Here is a 17,476-nt window from a genome sequence, read left to right as displayed (position 1 = left end):
TTCTGGATACGCAATACCGAGCAATACAAAGCAGGATTCAGGCCCCCAAGAGACAACCGTCCGTTGCCACACCGACGGTGAGGTCTCTGTCCGGTGGGTTCGCATAAGGCGACGTCTTCTCCTCCGACAACATCAATTGACGCAGAGTATTGATGATAGGCAGGACCTCAAAGTGCGCCCGGCGTCGCAGGCGGTGCGGATTTGTTTCGCCAGTCGCCGAGATGGGACTTCAGAGCACGAAAGGCGATACCGCGATCGTCGCCTATGAGGAATGCGGTCACGCCTTGTTGATGCCAATCCGTAATCTGGCCATCAGCGCGCGGGACAGCGCAGAACGGCACCCCGGCGGTTCGGCTGCGACCGGCGACATGCTGGAGGGCAGCCTGAACATCAACATGCAATGGCTCCCCTGGCACACCAAGGGACTGGGACAAATCCACCGCCCCCTCAATGACGAGATTAATGCCGGGAACGGCCAAAATGTCATCAATGGCGTCAACACCGGCGCGGTCCTCGATCATCACGGCGACGAGGATTTCATCGTTGGCCAGCGAGAAATAGTCTTTGAGGCCAAGCGTGCCGAACCCCGTCGTGCGCCCACCCGAAATGCCGCGACTTCCCAGCGGATGATAGCGGCTGGCGGAGACCGCGAGCCTTGCTTCCTCGGCGCTACTCACATGCGGGATGGCAACTCCTTGGGCGCCGGCGTCGAGGACGCGCAAGATGACCTGTGCATCGGGACCGGGCACCCGGACCAGCGCCGTTACCCCGGCGCATTCAGCTGCACGCAATGCATGTTCGACCGTTTCGAAATTCATGCATGTGTGTTCAAGGTCGATGATGACGAAGTCATATCCGGCATAACCGATCATTTCCACGAGGAGCGGCGCCGCAATGGAATTGATGAGACCGAATACCGGCGTGCCGGCGTCCAGCGCGCGTTTCAGCTTATTCGGCCGCAACATTCAGGCACTCCTGTATGCTAAGGAAAATCTGTTCCGGGTGGGGATGTCTGAGGAAATCATGATGTGAGATGTGCCATGCATAGGCCCCGGCAAGGGTGAAGATCAGCAGGTCGCCGAGACGGACCTGATCGACGGAAATGTCGGTCGCGAGCACGTCCTTGGGGGTGCAGAGCTGTCCGACGACGGTTACGGGTTCGTCGTTCGCTGCAAGTCGCGGATAAGGGCGTGACCAGCGATCGATCGGCAGCACGAAGAAGGGATGGCTGTGGCCTTGCGCATAGGGCGTGCGAAAATGATGCGTCCCGCCCCGGCCGACCACGAATGTGCGTCCGAAGCAGCGCTTGATATCGAGCACCTCCATCGCATAGGCGCCACAGCTGGCGGTGAGATATCGGCCTATTTCGAAGCGGATGCGCCACTTCGACAGATCCATGCGATCGATAAGTTCATGCAGGCCGTCGGTGAAGCCCGGCCAGTCGAATGGCTGTCCGGGATTGCGGTAGTTGACGCCGATGCCGCCCCCGACGTTGACATGGCGCACAGAAAGGCCATGCGTGCGCTCCCAGCCTTCGAGGGTTCTGAAATAATGTTCGAGAAGACCTAGATGGACTGCCGCATCGAGCTGGCCCGACATGAGGTGGAAATGCACACCTTCCAGCCGCAGCTCGGGAAAGCTTTCAAGCAGTTGCAGACATTCCGGCAAAAGCGCCGCATCGATCCCGAAAGGCGTTGCCCGGCCACCCATGGCGAGCGGCACATCGTGTGCTTGTCCAAGCGGCAGGTTGATGCGCAACAGAATCGCCTGGCTAAGGTCGTGTTGGCGTGCCAGCAGTCCCAGCCGCATTAACTCCCCCATGCTCTCGACATGGATATATTCAAGACTTGCCTTTAGCGCCTGGTCCAATTCTGCGTCGGTTTTGCCGGGTCCGCCGAAAATGACCGGCAAATGCGGAAAGCATGTACGCACCCAAGCCAGTTCCCCTCCTGAAGCGATTTCGAAACCGGCGACGAGCGGTGCAAGGGTATCGAGGATAGGGTAATCGGAATTGGCCTTGATCGCGTAGAAGAGATCGCAGTTGGCGGGCAATGTTGCGACCAACCGGCTTACGTGCTTCCTCAGGATTTCAAGGTCATAGATGTATCCGCACCATGGCCCGTCTGCGGTCGCTTGGGCGCGGCGCGCGGCGGCGATAATTCGATCCCATTCAGGGCTCATCGGCCGCCCTCCACCAGCGGATTGTCGAGCGGCGCATAGGCCGCAAAGCGATCTGCCTGCCGTGTGAAACGGACCAGAAGGTTGGTCTTGGCGGGTAACGGCGCTCCAGAAAGCAGCGAACCCAGCTTTTCGGTAGACTTCTGCGATCCGTATACCGACTGATACCGCTCGACCTTGTGACGCACGAGACGCCAGAGCCTCGCAGAAAGCTCCGCTTCTCCCGCTGCCAGATGATCAACGGCCTCTCCAAGCTGATTGACGAACAGGCAGTAGGCGATGCGGTTCCAGCCCCGTTCTTCGTCATACCAAAGCGCCTGCCCGGCAGCCGGGCTGACAAGCGCCACGTCGCTTGCGTCAAAGCGGCCCGTGACGAGCTTTACCCCTTCGAAATCGCGCAGCACGATCCGCTCGGGCCAGCCATCGCGCAGCCCGATCAGCGTGTTCTGGAGGTGCGGCTCGAAGACAATGCCCTCGGCAAAGAGTGCATGGAGAACGGGGGCTATGAGGCCCTCGGCATAGGCATCGAACCATGTCTCGGCCACCACCGGATAGGAAAGGCGTTCTCGCCTGGCGATAGCCCTGCATAGATCACCGGCGCGCGGCATTCCCCCGGCATCGTCCGCGAACAGGGCGGCTGCAACCATCGGTGTGATACCCTCTCCGGCAACACCCTGCACGCCCTCGCGCAGGATCAGCCCGAAAGCTTCCTGCACGTCCGTCCGGGCGGAAGATCCGGCATCGGGAAGATCGACGGTAAGATAGGCCGGCTCCTCCAGAACGCGCAGGTTCGGGAACATCGCCAGCCGGGGCATGACCTCGCGCATCAGCCGCGTGACCTCGACAGCCCCTTCAAGCTCGTAATGCGCGTTCTTGCGCAGGCAGTTGGTTAATCGAACATGCAGCGACAGCTTGAGGAAGAAGGGCGCAGAGGGATGGAACAGCGTACGGACCGAAGAGGTCGGGATATAGTCCCTGCCTGATGGCCCGAGGTCCATAATTCGCCCCTCAGCCATGGCCTGACGCACGGCGGGAAGCCCGAGGATATGCCGGGCCTGCCAAGGATGCACGGGGACAAGCGCCCGGTCTTCCGTAACCGACCCCTCTACGTGTTCGCTAATAAGTGCATCGGTCGTTTGCGCGAGCAAAGAATATTGACGCAGCAATTCACGTGGGACGGCGAACCAGTGCAAAGGAAAATGCGTGCGCAGTTCTGGCGAATAGCGGGCGCGGTCGCCCGCGTCGAAACCGATTCGGCTTTTCGGCGCAGGATGGAAGGCATGGCCTAGTACCAGCGCCTGCTCGGATTCGATGTAACGCTTCAGTGGCTGGTCACTGCTGGAACGCCGATGGGCTGCGCTCAGGAACTCCGTGACATTTTCCACGCTGTCGCAGATCTGCACCAGCAACTCATCATTGAATGCCACGCCTTCCCGCAGCGACAGCTCGCGGATCAGCAAGGTCGCGACGTCGCGCCAATCGACCAACGCCCATGGCTTTTCGGGTAAACGAGCATAGAGCGGCGAGCGCAGCCGAAGCCGGCCTGCCGGCAGCGGAGGATCGGCCTGAGCTACCAGACGAACATGCGAATGCGGCAGGTGCAGCTGGAAGATTCGACCTCTACCATTCGCCGACCGGAGCGCCATCGGCCAGTCATTCTGGCCAAAGGGCGAACCGAACATGGCCTGGCCTTCCGGCGCGGCCACTTCCCTGTAATAGCAGTTGAGCAGCGTTTCGAGACTGTGCCAGCCGGCATCGATGCCGGCATCTTCGACCTCGGCTGCGGCGCGAACATTGTTCATTAGCATGAGTAATCTCCGATTATCGGGTTCGCAGAAGTGGAGCGCCGGTTCGGCGAGCGATTGCCGCCGCACCCGCGCAAAGAACCAGCAACCCGAGCAGCAAAGGTGCGTCGGTCCCGAACGCCTGAACCACGAGGCCCGCGATCACGCCCGCAGCCACGCCGCCCCATTTTGAAGCGCTATCGAGCAATCCAAACATGCGTCCGGCGCTCCCCGCTTCGTTTGCCTCTGCGATCAGGCCGTGGAGCGCGATGAAGCTCGCGGTCATGGCAAGACCCATGACCAGGCGCCACAGCCCGAGCGTCAACACGCCATTCGCGAGAATCTGGCCGCCCAAGCTCAGGGCCAGCAGCAAAAAGGCTGCCGACAATGTCGGCAATAGATGTTTCCGCCCAAGCCAAAGGCTGAGCGGCGCGGCCGCTACCAGGTAAACAAAGTGCGGGAGGCCGAACAGGAAGCCGGCAAGCGCAGGCCCCCCCCCTTCTACCCGCAACTGCGTGAATGGCACGAAATAGGGAAAGGTCACCACAGTGCCGAAGGCGAAGGCGAATTGCAGAAGGATCAGCAGGCGCAGTCCGGAGCCATCTGAAGCACTCTTCATCGCGTCCTTTTTGGCGGCCTGTACAGGCCCGGTGTTTGGCAGAAACGCAATCATCGCCGCAGCTGTGAGGGGCAATAGTGCTAGATAGCGATAGGTTTCGATCGGTGAGGTCTTCAGCAGAGCAAAGCCAAGGCCAACCGGTGCCGCGATAAGCGCCGCCCGCGCCGATCCCTGCAGAAGCGTCAATATCCGCGTCAATCCCTGTCCTTCGAACAGGGTCGCGAGATAGGCATTGGATGCCGCTAGCGTGCCGCCGAACAGACCTTGAAGAGTGAGCGCAAGAAGGAAAACGGGAACCGTCTCTGCGAAGCCCGCAAGCAAGAAGCTTCCCGCGAGCCCGAGCTGCGCACGCAACAGCAAGGCCTTCCTGCCGAAACGGTCCGACAGCCGTCCCCACCAGGGGCCACTCAGGGCGGTCATCGCCGCCGGCAGAACATAGGCCCAGCCAATGAGAAACTCGGCATTGCTGTGCAGCGATTGTTTGAAGATCAAAGGGAAAAAGGGCGGCATGCCCAGCGCCGAGAAGGCTGCGGTGAAATGCCCCACGACCACAGCGGCTATCGTCCAAGAGCGTCTGTTCATGTCAGCCTCAAGAAATTGGGCGCAGTCAGCCCGTAAAATTTGTTGACGTCGGCGGCACCCGTTTGGGCCTTGCTTTCAAGGCTCGCCGCCCGCAGCAGATATTTGAGCGGCAGCCGTTCGGCCTCCAGCAGATGATGCTTGGCAACGGTGATATCGACGCCTTCCGTCGCCAGTTCGTCGAGGATCGCTGTGATTCTTGCGTGCACGTGCCGGTAAAGCTCGCTCCGGTCAGCGCTGCCAGTCTGGTGCAGCGCTTCGACGATTACCGCAATGTTCAGCTGCAATGTGATGGTGATGAACATCTGCGCGAGCGGCAGATCGTCATCCACAATTATGCGCCGGTCCCTGATCGCGTCGATCCGATCAGTAAGATCCGGCCGACGCTCAGCCAGCACTGAGGCATGGATGCGTGCCGCATCATTGTCCTTGAGCAGCAGTCGGACCCCACTGGCCGAAAACACCAGCACCGAGTTCTGCTGATTGGCCTCGAGCGCGATGCCGAATTTTAGCCAGAGGGTCAGGTGTAGGCGCAGTAGTAGATCAACGTAATCCCGGAAAAGGGTTTCTACATCACCCTCATAAAAACCGTCGGCCAAGGTTTCGATCGTCAGCTGTCCGTCCGGTGCCGGGGCAGCCAGCGCTGCGACGGGCGTGATCGCTTCCTCGTTTAGGTCTGGATATCGGCGCAGGATGAAGCCGAGAAACGGTTGACCAAAGGCGGTTGCCCCTGTCGCCTCATCGGTGAGCAGCAGGTGGCCGGAGATTGCCGGCAAATCGTCCGTCACGTCACGCAGGATTGTTTGCACAATATCGCCATCGACGATGGTGCTGGGCTTGATCGTTCGCAAATTGGTTGCCCCCAGCGTTCGGATCGTCAGTGGCAACTTGAGATGAAGCCCGGGGCAGGAGAGCGGCACGACCGTGCGAACCGACAAGGTCGGCATGACCGAGAGATAGGTTCTGGGCGCGCGGACGACGGCCTTGGCCAGGTCGGTCTGAGCAAGAAAATCGTCGAGCCCCATATCCCAGAGCGCCGGATGGACCGGCATCAGCTCGTGGTCCGCACCCAGCGTCTCATCGAGGCCGACGTCGGCGAAACTCGGCCGCAGGCTTTGCGGCAACGCCGTGCCTTCATAGGACGCCCGTGGCACCGCCAGCCATCGCAACGCGAACACTGGCTGGAATTCGGGCGCGTAGGCATGGAGATGATCGGCTTCAAAGCCGAGCTTTGCCCGGGCCGTGGGGTAGAAGGGATGATCGTGTAGCGCCGCCAGGCGGTCGTGCCGCGCGAGGCTTCTCGCCCACGCCGGCCAATAGGCCGGCGCCTCGTCCGGCATCGCAAACCACCTCCTCCGCTCAGCTTCGCACAGGACGCGATGCTCACCAGCGGTGACGCATTCTCTCTCAAAAGCGATGTGCAGCGCTTGCGTTTGCGGATCCAGGCCCGCCCGGAAATAGGCCAGTATCTCAGCCAGATCGAACAACGCTTTGGCGTTGGACCCATGGCCCGATACCGCCGGCAATGCGCGAAGCCGCCAGTCCTGCATGAACTGGCCTGCCTCAACGGGCAACCAAAGCGGCTCATCGAGATGATCGATGTGCAACCAGCTTCCGTTGCGGATCGCGGAGGGAATTGTGTCTGGAAGCGGGTGGGTCTTGTCCCGGACCACCGCTCCACGGCTGACACATTCACGCACGTCCTCGCGCAGAAACGCGTCAATGACTCGCTGAACAAGGTAGTCGGGAACGTGGAGCGTATCGCGCCCATGCGGCGCGTTCACGGGCGCAGATCCCAAGAGAGACCCGCGCTCGCTGCCTGCATGGCTTGTGCGAGTGTGGTCGTGTCAGGGGCGCTTGCGCAGAGCACGCCAAGATAATCCTTGTTCGAATTGGTGATGGCGATCGCATCGCCCGCGCGACGCAAGGGACGATAGTTCAGCCAAACACCTTGACTCGTTTCATGGAACGCATCCGGCGCTTTGATGAGCTCACCCGCCTCCCTCGTTGGGAAATAGCGCATCGCCGCTGATCGGTCGCCGGGCTCCAGATCAGGCAGAGCTTCGCCCAGATGCAGCCGGAGGATGGTTTCAAACATGGGGAAACCAAGCGTTTCCTCAAGCAGGAATTCACGGCGGTCGCCGACTGTGCGGTAATTGATCTCGATAAGCCTAGGTCCGTTGGGCGTAAGAACGAATTCCGTGTGGCATGAACCGAATCCGACACCGAAAGCGCCGATCTGGTCCATGATCGCCGTCAGTTGATCAGTGGTAAGCCAGTTGCCCCATTCGGCAGCCAGTTCGACGAAATGCGGGGGCGGACTCAAGGTGACCCGAAACCCGCCGAGGGCGCGAATGCTCCGGCCGTCGCCCAAAGTCTCCAGCGTATAGAGATCGCCCGCGATAAATTGCTCGACTAGCAGTTTGCACCCCGGGCGGTCCGCCCAGACCGTGCGGCAATATTGGTCAAGTTCGTCGAGATTATAAACCAGCCGGACAAGCTGGCTGCCAACGCCTTCGCGCGGCTTGACGACGCATGGAAAGGGGGCCTCCTCCACCGTCGCAAGATCGGTCTCGCTCGTGACGACCCGGTGCCACAAGATGTCGATGCCCTTCTGGGCCATATAGGCCCGCATCGCCGCCTTGTTTTTGGCGCGATAGACGACGCGCTGATCCTTGCCGGGCAAGCCAAGGTGAGCGGCCGCTGCAGCCGTGCTGGTCTGAAGATGATCGCTGTTTGAGAAGATCGCTTCCGGCTGTCCGCCGTCGAGCGCCTCAATAATAGCGATGGGGTTGAACACATCGCAGGCGATGATCTGATCGGGATAGGCCGGCAAACCGGGGCGCGCAAAGTGGCGCTCGTGCGCATCGGCGTGGTCGGTGAGCAGGGTCACCGATAGGCCGATCCGGCGAGCGGCCGGCAGAAAACCGTCATTTACGGCATCGGTGGGCACATGTGCCACGATTACGAGATTGGCCATAAGGATACTCCGAGAAATTGGAACCAAGGAAGTGTCAGGAAGCCTCAATGAGGGGACGATACCCCGTTGGGACATGCGACTTTGGGCGGGCGCGGATGTTGAGCGCCCCCTAAATTCGGGGCATCATAGTCAACGGATTTTCGGGCGACGTGACTGGCTGCCAATTTGAGGGGGGAGGCAGCGGCTGGCGGTTACTGCAGGGCACAGCAGCCCCATCTGCTGTTTGCACCCAAATTTTTCGCATGGATTGTCACCTTCCTCGTTGGAATCAGTCCCTTAGCATTTAACGCAAATAGGAATCATTAGCAATAATGACGTAACCACTGGGCGGTTCTCTGCGACAATCGCTGAAGAGGCGTTGGCGCGGTATGAAAGGGCAACGGCATTGCTGCACGCCATGGTGCTGTCTGGCTGACAGCCGAAGGTTCCTTCTATGCGATCGATTTGCATTAGCAAATTATTTTTAAACGGGGTTTGTGTTTTCCCGGCTTTCTCGCGTTCACCCTTCGCCAGGGTTTGCCTTGCCTCGATAACGGAGCCTTTTCAGGCAATTGCCTCAGAGGGTGACACTAAAGCAGACATCGTCGTTGTCGGTCAGGCAAAGGACAATGCAGATGGCAGAAGCTTGGGAACTCGTCCCCTGATGCATGGCAATGGGCGCACAATCATGATGGCAACGGTGACCCCTCTAATCCTAGCAGGCGCCATACCAGCCGTGACGGACGCGCCTCAGATAGCCCTTCTTACATAGCAGGCTCAAATATTGGCGCGAAATGCCTGCGGCTTCAAATTCCCGTGTGCTGACAAGATTTCGTTCCTGAAGCATGGCGATCACAGTTGCCCCGATGGAACCATCATCGATGTCCAAGGTGGAATTCCGTGGATGGGCATTGGATCTCGCCACCTCTATGGACGGGGATCCCAACTGAGCGATCATGTCGAGGCGCGCGAACGCCTTGATGGGCATGCAAACGTTGGCTTCTGCCAAAGCGACGGCGCACTTTCGCAGTACTTCCACTAACCCGGGATCCAGAGCGCAACGGAAGGCGCGCCAACTGCGACGTTGCATGGCTGCGAGAGATATGAGCAGCAAAATCTCATCCTGGCTCAGGAACATCGAGCCTGGGCGCCAGATCGAAAGTTGAGTTCCGACCAACTGGTCGGACATCAGCGTGACGGCATTGCATATATGGAAGTCGCTGCGGCAGACGGGCGCCTCGGTAGGAAAGCGGAGAGATCTCACGCACGCAAGCGTCTGTCGTTCAATGCGGGAAAGGCTATTGAGTCGAATCGCCACCGGCTTCACGTCGCTACACGACAGTATGGTTTGTGGTCGGGCACTATGGTTGACCGCCGTGCGTCGAGGACGAGAGTGCGAGACACTCCCGTCCTCTCGGCGTGTCATCAGAACTTCACGCGAGCTGTAAAGCGCGCGTTGATCGGCGCGCCGGGCGTGATGTTGTTGTTATTGTGCGCATCGGAGAAATATTCCTCGTCGAGTAGGTTCTCGACGTTGACCTGGAACTCGATCTGCTCGTTCGCCTTGAAGAACAGCGCCGCATCGACACGGGTAAACGCGGGCAGGCGGGTCGTCGTTGCAGACGTCCGGATTGCGGCGAATTGGCTCGACTGGTGGATCACGCCAACGCCAGCGCCCACTGCCTCGTTGAAATCATAACGATTCCATAGTGCGAATTGGTGTTTCGGTACCTGTCCCAGGCGAACGAAGCTGTTTCCGCGCAGTTGTGCATCCTGGTAGGTATATCCACCGCTGACCTGCCAGTTCGGTGTAATCCGTCCCGTCAGCGCTAGCTCGACGCCCTTGGTCCGCGTTTCACCAACATTGATCGTGGCGGTGACATTGTTTGGATCGGGCGTTGTCGCATTGGTCCGGTCAAGCTGGAACAGCGCGAGGGTAACATTGAGGTCAGGCCGGATGTCCCACTTCGCGCCGATCTCATAGTTGGTGAATTTTTCAGGCGCGAGGTTCTGCTGGGTCGCTGTCATTGTCAGGAACTGGTCACCCGAGCGCGGCAGGAAGGACCGGCTGTAGCTGCCGTAGACCGAAATATTCTCCTGCGGCTTCAGGATCAGACCGACGCGGGGGCTGACCTTCTCGTCGGTGCGCGCAAAGGGGCGTGGCGTTCCGATCAGGTCGGTGCCCTTGATCTCGAACCGGTCATAGCGCAGGCCAACCACGAGATCGACATGCTCGCCGAAGCTGACCTGGTCCTGCGCGTAAGCAGAGAAGAACTGCACATTGGACTGGGTGTTCCGAGCGAGCGCGCCGAAGGTGACGGTCGGATAGACGATATTGGCGAGGTTCAACGTGCTGCTCGAGAGCGTGCCGTTGCGGCGCTGGTTGGTGGAGTCCTGGTCGCCATATTCGAGGCCGAGCAGGATCTTGTTGCCGATCGAGCCAAGGTTGACGTCCCAGATCATGTTGCTCTGGGCGATGAAATTCTGCCGCTTCGTCGGATCGGTATAGCTCGACAGCGCGACGGTGCCTGCCTGCCCGGTAGCCGCGCCGTTGGCGAAAACATTGGTATAATATTTGTCATAGTCGCCGTAGAGCAGCGTAGTCGACCAGTTCAGGTTTTCGGCCAGTTCTCCATCGAGCCGCGCCTTAACGATATGCGCTTCAAGTCCTGCGCGATTGACACCTGGGACGCCAACGAATGTGTCACGATAGCCGGTGATCGGGCGGTTTGGCTGGGCCGTCGCGGTGGCGATCGAAGGTACGCCGCGATCGGTGACCCGGTCATCGTTCACATATTCGTAGGAGAGGCCGAGCTTCCACTGCCCCAGATCGACCGCGAGATAGGGGTTGATCGCATAGCGCTCGCCGCCGAAGAAATCGCGGTGATTGTCGAGGTTCTCATAGTTGGCGTTGAGGCGGAAAGCGGCATTGCCGCTGATCGGCGCGTTGATATCCGCCGCAACGTCCCACGCACCGAAGGTGTTGACGCTGGCCGAGCCGCCGATTGCCAGTGCACCCGCCGAAGGCGTCTTCTGCACGCGGTTGATGATGCCGCCGCTGCCGCCGCGCCCGAAGATCAGCGCGAAGGGGCCCTTGAGAATTTCCACGCGCTCGATGTTGTAGAGGCTGCGATAATATTGGACGTCGTCGCGCACGCCATCGAGGAAGAAGTCGGCGGTCGTGTTCTGGCCGCGAAGCGTGATCTGATCGCGGTTGCCCTCGCCCTGACCGACGGTGGTGCCCGGAACATAGCGGAGCACGTCCGCAATGCTGTGATGTGCCTGGTCGTTGAGCTGTTCACGCGTCACCACATTGATGCTCTGCGGCACGTCGATGAGCGGCGTATCGGTCTTCGTGGCGGTGGTCGAATTGATCGCGACATAGCCTTCGGACTTGCCGGTCACGATGATGGTGCGGCCATCCTCCGGCTCGGCTTCAGTCGCCACGGCGGTGCTGGGAATCGCGAGCAAGGCCGCTGACAAGAATAATGTGGATTTCATGGAGTCCCCCCGGAAGCATAACTTATCGAGCGCGCTCCTACTAAAAGTGCGACTGACTTGCAATATCTACTCGCAAGTGGCTGCAGAATGATATGTGCGGCTTCAAGCAGCGGACCCTTTCCGAGGAACTCGCGATAACCGAGCAGGCTTTTCCGCGCCTGAAAATGTCAGCTATCTGGAAAGGCGCGGCATCCTGGAGGAGGGCATCTCGTCGTTACGGCAGACCGAGCCATTGTCGATGATGGTCCGGGCATATCGGACGAGGATCGCGAACGGATCTTCCAGAGGTTCGCCCGGCTTGATCCTGGCTGGTCGTCATCGGGCTACGCTTGGGACTCAACATGGTCGCCGCTATTATCGCTGCCCATGGCGGTAACGTCCGGGTCATTCCAACGGCGGTGTATCCACGATCGAAATCCTTTTACCGACAGTATCAAATTGACCAGCAAAGCACTTCGTAAAATTGCAGGCCGAAACTCGATCACCGTCGGCCATTCATATCAATCGTCATCATCATGGTCGTGATGATGACGGCGGTGACGCCAATAGCGATCATTATAGCGATGCGAACGCCGGTCATAATAGCGCGGATAGCTGTCATAATAATAGTAATTATATGACCGGTAATGCGGTCGATAATACCGTTCACGATAATAATAATCATCGTCGTAATAATATCGCGGCCTATCCGACGCGATGGCCGCGCCGATCGCCAACCCAACAATTCCCGCGCTCAGGGCAACTGCCGCGTCATTATCATAATAACGCGAATAATAGCGACGATGATCGCGCGCCTCGGCAGGCGTGGCACTGACCGGCACGGACGCTACCAGCGCCAAACCCAATACCGCCTTGCGGAGCATTTTCATCTCCTGCCTCCTACTCTTTCGCCCTGCCCGCATTGGCGGAAGGGATAGGCTGTCATTCAAGCACAGATGCGCTGAACTCGATCTGAACCCTGTTTAAGCTGTAGTAGCATTCAAAGGGCGCGGATACCAACCGGTTCCACGCCCCAGGATCTCCCGCCACAGGAGGAAATTCAGTTCAGTGTGCCCTCGATATTTCGGTCAGCAGCCGGAATTGCGATCGACTTCCCGGCCCAGCAACGCGCCTGCGCCCGCGCCGATGATAGTCCCCGGCGCGCGGTCGCCATAGCGGTCGACCGAGCGTCCGAGCAGCGCGCCCGCTGCGCCGCCCAGCAACAGGCCTGTGGTGCCGCTGCCGCCACAGCGCTCGCGCCGCTCGCGATAATGGTAGCGGCGTGGTTCGACATGGCGCGGGCGATCATAGTCCCGCTCCTCATAATAGCTGCGGCGGTAGCGGGGGCGATCATCGTCATCATCGTCGTCGCTGTCATCATGATATTCTTCATAACGATACCAGTTCCCCCTGCCATCATGGGCATGGGCCGAAGAGGGAAGCCCGGCCAGCACCGAAGCGGCTAAGGACAGTGCCAATAGGGGTTTGCGCATCACCAATTTACCTCCTCCACAGACGGTTTCGTCTCCACGAGCAGGAGTTATTGCGGCGCATCTCTGGCGCGTCTCTGAACAGAGTAGTCAGCAATCGTTCAGCAAAGGATGGCGTTGACAGGTTTTTGCTTCCGATATATGCGACCGCCTCGCAATATCATCATTGCCGCAAATTGTATCGGGGGCTTATGTTTTCCAAGCTTGCATCGCGTCATCTAAACGCCAGCGTGGCATTTGCCGCCATCGTTCTGCCCTTCCATGCAAGCGCGAATGAAGCGGATCGGTCCGATATCGTCGTTACGGCGGACCGCCTTGATTATACGCCGAAACAGGTCGGCGCGCTCAAAATCGACGTGCCGCTGAAGGACATCCCTCAGACCGTTGACGTCGTGACCGAGGCCGTGATGCGCGACCAGCGCGCCCTGTCCATGCAGGATGTGCTAAAGAATGTGCCGGGCGTCGGCTTTTCCCATGGCGACGGGCAGCGCGATCAGGTCTCTATCCGGGGCTTTTCCGCCATTGCCGACCAGTTCGTCGACGGGTTGCGGGACGATGCTCTCTATTTTCGCGACCTTTCCAATATCGAGCGCCTCGAAGTCATCAAGGGGCCGGCCTCGGTTCTGTTCGGCCGTGGCTCTTCGGGTGGCCTGATCAACCGCGTGACCAAGAAGCCGGGCGTCAATCTGGGCGAGATCGGCGTCAGCTATGGCAGCTGGGACGATCGTCGCGCCGAAGCTGACATCGGCATCGCGCCCGAAGGCAGCATGGCTGCCTATCGCCTCACCGGGGCGATTGAGCGAGCTGACAGCTTCCGCAGCCAGCAGTTCCTTCGGCGCGAGACGATCGCGCCGTCGATCTCGCTCAAGCTGGGTGAGCGGACCCAACTGCTGGTCCAGGGCGATTATCTGCGTGACCGGCGCGTGACGGACTTCGGCATTCCTGCCTATCAGGGACGCCCGGTCGATGTGCCGCGCTCCACTTACTATGGTTCGGCCAATGCGCGGAAGGACGATTATAGTCAGTCGAAGGTCTATTCGGGCACGGTCACGCTGACCCACAAGATCGACGAAGACACCAGCATCCGCAACGCTTTCCGCTACTATGACTATCAGCTCGATCGACAGAATACCCTGCCCGGCACGGTCAATGAAGCGGCGCGGACGGTTTCGCTCAACCGGTCGGCGGTCGACCGCAACGAACATGGCTGGTTCGACCAGCTCGAACTAACCCGCAAGGTGTCCTTCGCGGGCATGGAGCATCAACTGCTGTTCGGTGTCGAGGTCGGGCGGCAGATCAAGGATGTCGCGACCCATTCGCGCAACGGCGTCGCGACAGTGAATCTTTTCAATCCGGTCCTGCCCGTCATCACGACCAACGGCGCGTTGACGGCCGACAATCGCGGCACGTTCGATACGCTCGGCTATTATGTCCAGGATCTGGTGTCGATCGGAGAGCATCTGAAGGCGCTGGTCGGCGCGCGTTATGACCGGTTCAAGCAGGAGACGGACGACCATCTGCCCGGCCGCTCCGACCTGTCACGCACCGACACCAAGGGCAGCCCGCGCGTGGGCCTAGTCTGGCAGCCCACAGAGAACCAATCCTATTATGCCTCCTGGAGCCGCTCGTTCCAGCCTTCGGGCGAAGCCTTCTCGATCGCGGCCAACAATGCCGACATCGCGCCGGAGAAGACCGAGAATAAGGAAGTAGGCGCCAAGTTCAGCTTCCTCGAAGGCCGGATCGCGACTACCATTTCCGCGTTCAATCTGCGCCGCTCGGGGATCAAGGCCGCCAATCCTGCCGCTCCGACGGTGCTTATCCCCATCGGTGTGCAGCGCACGCGCGGCATCGAACTGTCGGGCACGGTGAATCTGGAAAATGGCTGGCGGGCTATCCTAGGCTATGCCTATCTGGACGCCAAGATCGTGGACTCCGCCAATGCGGCCCTGATCGGCAAGCGCGCGACGATCACGCCGCGCCATGCCGCCAATGCCTGGATCGCCAAGGGTTTCGGTGACAACTTCGGTGTGGGCGCAGGTGGCAATTATGTGAGCGACCGGTTCGCCGATCCGGCCAACATCGTCACCTTGCCTAGCTATTTCACGATGGATGCGATGGCCTGGTATCGGCTGGGTCCGATCACCGCGCAGGTCAACGTGACCAACATCTTCGACAAACATTATATCGTGTCGGGACATGGCACGAGCGCCAACCTCAACCTGCCCGGCGCGCCGCGTGCGGCCATGCTGACGCTGCGCTACAATTTCATGGGTGGGAAGAACTGAACCGTCCGGCGGCACGAATGCAATCTGCCGCTTGAAGGCGGCGGATAGAAACGCACTCCAACGGAGCCTGGCGCTGTCCAGGCTCCTTGCCTCTTTATTTTCTGGTGATGGCGGTGATCTCGCCGGCATTACCGTCCAGCTTCAGCTCGAAATTCACCGCATTGCCCACCTTCACGCTATCGATGAGCGCAGGGGCAGCCTTGAACGCCATCGTCATCGCGGGCCAATTGGCTTCAGCGTCATGATCCCGCCACCGGCGCCCTCGTCGTCATGCTGCGTGGCCTGAAAATGCCCGGCATGGCCCAAGCCGTGACCGACCTCATGCAGCAGGGATCGCCTGCCTTCGAGGCGGCGGTGCCAATCCTCTCCCAACTGCTGAAAGCCGAGACGGCCGAACGAGAGGTGCGGTCTGTGGCCTATCAGCTCAAGGTCGCGCGGTTCCCGGCCTATCGCGATCTGGTGGGCTTCGACTTTGCCAGCAGCGAGGTGCATGAGGCGCTGGTGCGCCAGTTGCACCGCTGCGACTTTATCGATGTCGCCGACAATGTGGTGCTGGTCGGCGGCCCGGGCACCGGGAAGACCCATGTCGCCACGGTGCTGGGTGTTCAGGCTATCGAGCATCACCGAAAGCGCGTGCGCTCTTCTCCACGGTCGAACTGGTCAACGCGCTTGAACAGGAAAAGGCCCAGGGGCGTGCTGGGCAGATCGCCAACCGGCTCGTCCACTCGGACCTCGTCGTCCTCGATGAGCTGGGCTATCTGCCGTTCAGTGCCTCAGGCGGCGCGCTGCTCTTCCACCTGTTGAGCAAACTCTATGAACGCACCAGCGTCATCATCACCACCAACCTGAGTTTCAGCGAATGGGCCACCGTATTCGGCGATGCCAAGATGACCACCGCGCTCCTCGATTGGCTCACGCATCACTACCACATCCTGGAGACCGGTAACGACAGCTTCCGGTTCAAAAACAGCTCGGCTCACCAAGCCAACCCCAGAAAGGAGAAACCACTATCTTGACCCACCGATGACATCCGAAACATAACCATCAGGCGGGTCACTTCTCGGTGGAAATCCCGGGTCAACTCTCAGTGGCAATCAACAACCAGGGATCGATCAGCGGGACACCGGTTGCCTTAAAGTCGGCTTCATTGCGCGTCACTACTGTCATGCCATGGACAAGGGCTGTAGCCGCAATGAGCGCGTCGCGCTCCGATTTGGGATCAGGAACATGCAGGCGGGCGCAGCGTCGGGCAACAGCAAGGTCGATTGGCAAAATCCGGTCTTCGAAGCGAACCAGAATGTCGTTGTTCAGCCAGTCCCGATAAAGGTCCGCCTGCACTTTGTCCTTCCGTTCCTTCATCAAAATTCCCTGCTCGATCTCCAGGATGGTGATGACGGAAAGATAGAAATCCTGGGCCTCGACTGACGCGGCCCAGTCAAGGATCTGTTGGGGTGCCTTGTCGACTCGCCTGAAAATCGAAACGACGTTCGTATCGAGTAGGTGCATCAGTCCAGTTCCACCGACTTCGTGATCCCGCCGAGCTTTGGAAACTCGAAATCATCGTCCAGCGGCACAGGATGGCTGGGGGTAAGAGATTCCAGCAAACTCATCTTCTTCCCGCCACGTAGCCTGCGATACTCATCGATTGACATGAGCACATGGGCTGGCTTCCCTCGGTCAGTAATGATGACAGGACCGTTGATCGTCGCCTTTTTGGCACGCCCAACGTCCTGGTTGAAATCGCGGGCTGAAAGGGTAGTGATCGTCATGTGGATAGCCTCCATTGTTCCTACGTTGCCACATTGATGTGCGTGTCGCAAGAAAAATGTTTCTACGTTGCTACAAATGGTAGCGCCGAATTCGAAACAGGTCGCTTATGGAGGTGATTTAGGCCTTCGAGAATCGAGCTTCGAAGAACGGTCGGTTTGATTTATCAACCTCATTCGCCGGAGAACCTTCATCCTCTTCCTCGATTGTCAGGAGTTCGTCGAGCGTGCTGTTCGTGCCTTCGCGATGGCTGAACTGTCGACTGTTTCAAGGCGGCTGAGCGTGCAGCTGATCATATAAGGATCACGCAGGCTCGCTACGAGGGCTTCGACACA

At 59.5% G+C, this 17,476-nt stretch carries 14 protein-coding genes and 1 pseudogene; 2 read left to right on the top strand and 13 right to left on the bottom strand.

Going from position 1 to position 17,476, the window contains the following annotated elements; genetic code table 11:
- Nucleotides 1-167 precede the first annotated feature (167 nt).
- The 10 genes from EGM87_RS14695 to EGM87_RS14650 all read right to left on the bottom strand — a co-directional run bounded on the left by EGM87_RS14695 (nt 168) and on the right by EGM87_RS14650 (nt 13,092).
- The gene (locus tag EGM87_RS14695; protein WP_137710029.1) at nt 168-965 is read right to left on the bottom strand and encodes an HpcH/HpaI aldolase family protein; all 798 of its coding nucleotides are present in this window, start codon (nt 963-965) and stop codon (nt 168-170) included.
- Entirely contained in the window at nt 949-2,181 is a 1,233-nt protein-coding gene (locus tag EGM87_RS14690; RefSeq protein WP_137710030.1) for a type III PLP-dependent enzyme, read from the bottom strand. Before EGM87_RS14690 ends, EGM87_RS14695 begins: the two co-directional genes overlap by 17 nt.
- The gene (locus EGM87_RS14685; protein WP_216614565.1) at nt 2,178-3,980 is read right to left on the bottom strand and encodes an IucA/IucC family protein; all 1,803 of its coding nucleotides are present in this window, start codon (nt 3,978-3,980) and stop codon (nt 2,178-2,180) included. Before EGM87_RS14685 ends, EGM87_RS14690 begins: the two co-directional genes overlap by 4 nt.
- A gap of 19 nt (nt 3,981-3,999) precedes the next feature.
- The gene (locus EGM87_RS14680) at nt 4,000-5,163 is read right to left on the bottom strand and encodes an MFS transporter (protein WP_137710032.1); all 1,164 of its coding nucleotides are present in this window, start codon (nt 5,161-5,163) and stop codon (nt 4,000-4,002) included.
- The gene (locus tag EGM87_RS14675) at nt 5,160-6,944 is read right to left on the bottom strand and encodes an IucA/IucC family protein (protein WP_137710033.1); all 1,785 of its coding nucleotides are present in this window, start codon (nt 6,942-6,944) and stop codon (nt 5,160-5,162) included. Before EGM87_RS14675 ends, EGM87_RS14680 begins: the two co-directional genes overlap by 4 nt.
- The gene (locus EGM87_RS14670; protein WP_137710034.1) at nt 6,941-8,140 is read right to left on the bottom strand and encodes an ATP-grasp domain-containing protein; all 1,200 of its coding nucleotides are present in this window, start codon (nt 8,138-8,140) and stop codon (nt 6,941-6,943) included. The genes EGM87_RS14675 and EGM87_RS14670 overlap by 4 nt, the downstream gene beginning before the upstream one ends.
- Before the next feature lie 694 nt (nt 8,141-8,834).
- A complete protein-coding gene (locus EGM87_RS14665; protein ID WP_171010054.1) occupies nt 8,835-9,308 on the bottom strand; it encodes a type IV toxin-antitoxin system AbiEi family antitoxin domain-containing protein in 474 nt (157 codons plus the stop codon).
- 236 nt (nt 9,309-9,544) lie between these two features.
- Entirely contained in the window at nt 9,545-11,620 is a 2,076-nt protein-coding gene (locus EGM87_RS14660) for a TonB-dependent receptor (RefSeq protein ID WP_137710036.1), read from the bottom strand.
- A 500-nt stretch (nt 11,621-12,120) separates the two neighbouring features.
- Nucleotides 12,121-12,489 carry a hypothetical protein gene (locus tag EGM87_RS14655; RefSeq protein ID WP_216614564.1) on the bottom strand — a complete coding sequence of 123 codons (369 nt, stop codon included), beginning with the start codon at nt 12,487-12,489 and terminating at the stop codon, nt 12,121-12,123.
- A gap of 198 nt (nt 12,490-12,687) precedes the next feature.
- A complete protein-coding gene (locus EGM87_RS14650) occupies nt 12,688-13,092 on the bottom strand; it encodes a glycine zipper 2TM domain-containing protein (RefSeq protein ID WP_137710446.1) in 405 nt (134 codons plus the stop codon).
- A gap of 188 nt (nt 13,093-13,280) precedes the next feature.
- On the opposite strand from EGM87_RS14650, the gene EGM87_RS14645 reads away from it, so the two are divergent.
- Nucleotides 13,281-15,374, top strand: coding sequence for a TonB-dependent receptor (locus EGM87_RS14645; protein WP_137710037.1), 2,094 nt, complete (start codon nt 13,281-13,283; stop codon nt 15,372-15,374).
- 94 nt (nt 15,375-15,468) lie between these two features.
- On the opposite strand, the gene EGM87_RS14640 is transcribed toward EGM87_RS14645, so the two are convergent.
- Nucleotides 15,469-15,591: a copper-binding protein gene (locus EGM87_RS14640; RefSeq protein WP_137710038.1), complete on the bottom strand. Its 123-nt coding sequence runs from the start codon at nt 15,589-15,591 to the stop codon at nt 15,469-15,471.
- Nucleotides 15,592-15,644: 53 nt separating this feature from the next.
- On the opposite strand from EGM87_RS14640, the pseudogene istB reads away from it, so the two are divergent.
- Nucleotides 15,645-16,390 (top strand): annotated as a pseudogene (istB, locus tag EGM87_RS14635) (IS21-like element helper ATPase IstB).
- A 61-nt stretch (nt 16,391-16,451) separates the two neighbouring features.
- Here the strand turns inward: istB and EGM87_RS14630 are convergent.
- Nucleotides 16,452-16,880, bottom strand: coding sequence for a type II toxin-antitoxin system VapC family toxin (locus tag EGM87_RS14630; RefSeq protein ID WP_137710039.1), 429 nt, complete (start codon nt 16,878-16,880; stop codon nt 16,452-16,454).
- Nucleotides 16,880-17,143 carry a type II toxin-antitoxin system Phd/YefM family antitoxin gene (locus EGM87_RS14625; RefSeq protein WP_137710040.1) on the bottom strand — a complete coding sequence of 88 codons (264 nt, stop codon included), beginning with the start codon at nt 17,141-17,143 and terminating at the stop codon, nt 16,880-16,882. Before EGM87_RS14625 ends, EGM87_RS14630 begins: the two co-directional genes overlap by 1 nt.
- Nucleotides 17,144-17,476 lie beyond the last annotated feature (333 nt).

This window comes from Sphingobium sp. RSMS (assembly GCF_005406185.4).
Taxonomy (GTDB): Bacteria; Pseudomonadota; Alphaproteobacteria; order Sphingomonadales; family Sphingomonadaceae; genus Sphingobium; species Sphingobium fuliginis.
This window is presented reverse-complemented; position numbering and strand designations above follow the sequence as displayed.

Excerpts from the sequence above, each read along its gene's own strand:
- EGM87_RS14695 (WP_137710029.1), bottom strand. The coding sequence starts at position 965 with ATGTTGCGGCCGAATAAGCTGAAACGCGCGCTGGACGCCGGCACGCCG.
- EGM87_RS14690 (WP_137710030.1), bottom strand. The coding sequence starts at position 2,181 with ATGAGCCCTGAATGGGATCGAATTATCGCCGCCGCGCGCCGCGCCCAA.
- EGM87_RS14685 (WP_216614565.1), bottom strand. The coding sequence starts at position 3,980 with ATGAACAATGTTCGCGCCGCAGCCGAGGTCGAAGATGCCGGCATCGAT.
- EGM87_RS14680 (WP_137710032.1), bottom strand. The coding sequence starts at position 5,163 with ATGAACAGACGCTCTTGGACGATAGCCGCTGTGGTCGTGGGGCATTTC.
- EGM87_RS14670 (WP_137710034.1), bottom strand. The coding sequence starts at position 8,140 with ATGGCCAATCTCGTAATCGTGGCACATGTGCCCACCGATGCCGTAAAT.
- EGM87_RS14665 (WP_171010054.1), bottom strand. The coding sequence starts at position 9,308 with ATGTCCGACCAGTTGGTCGGAACTCAACTTTCGATCTGGCGCCCAGGC.
- EGM87_RS14660 (WP_137710036.1), bottom strand. The coding sequence starts at position 11,620 with ATGAAATCCACATTATTCTTGTCAGCGGCCTTGCTCGCGATTCCCAGC.
- EGM87_RS14655 (WP_216614564.1), bottom strand. The coding sequence starts at position 12,489 with ATGAAAATGCTCCGCAAGGCGGTATTGGGTTTGGCGCTGGTAGCGTCC.
- EGM87_RS14650 (WP_137710446.1), bottom strand. The coding sequence starts at position 13,092 with ATGCGCAAACCCCTATTGGCACTGTCCTTAGCCGCTTCGGTGCTGGCC.
- EGM87_RS14645 (WP_137710037.1), top strand. The coding sequence starts at position 13,281 with ATGTTTTCCAAGCTTGCATCGCGTCATCTAAACGCCAGCGTGGCATTT.
- EGM87_RS14640 (WP_137710038.1), bottom strand. The coding sequence starts at position 15,591 with ATGACGATGGCGTTCAAGGCTGCCCCTGCGCTCATCGATAGCGTGAAG.
- EGM87_RS14630 (WP_137710039.1), bottom strand. The coding sequence starts at position 16,880 with ATGCACCTACTCGATACGAACGTCGTTTCGATTTTCAGGCGAGTCGAC.
- EGM87_RS14625 (WP_137710040.1), bottom strand. The coding sequence starts at position 17,143 with ATGACGATCACTACCCTTTCAGCCCGCGATTTCAACCAGGACGTTGGG.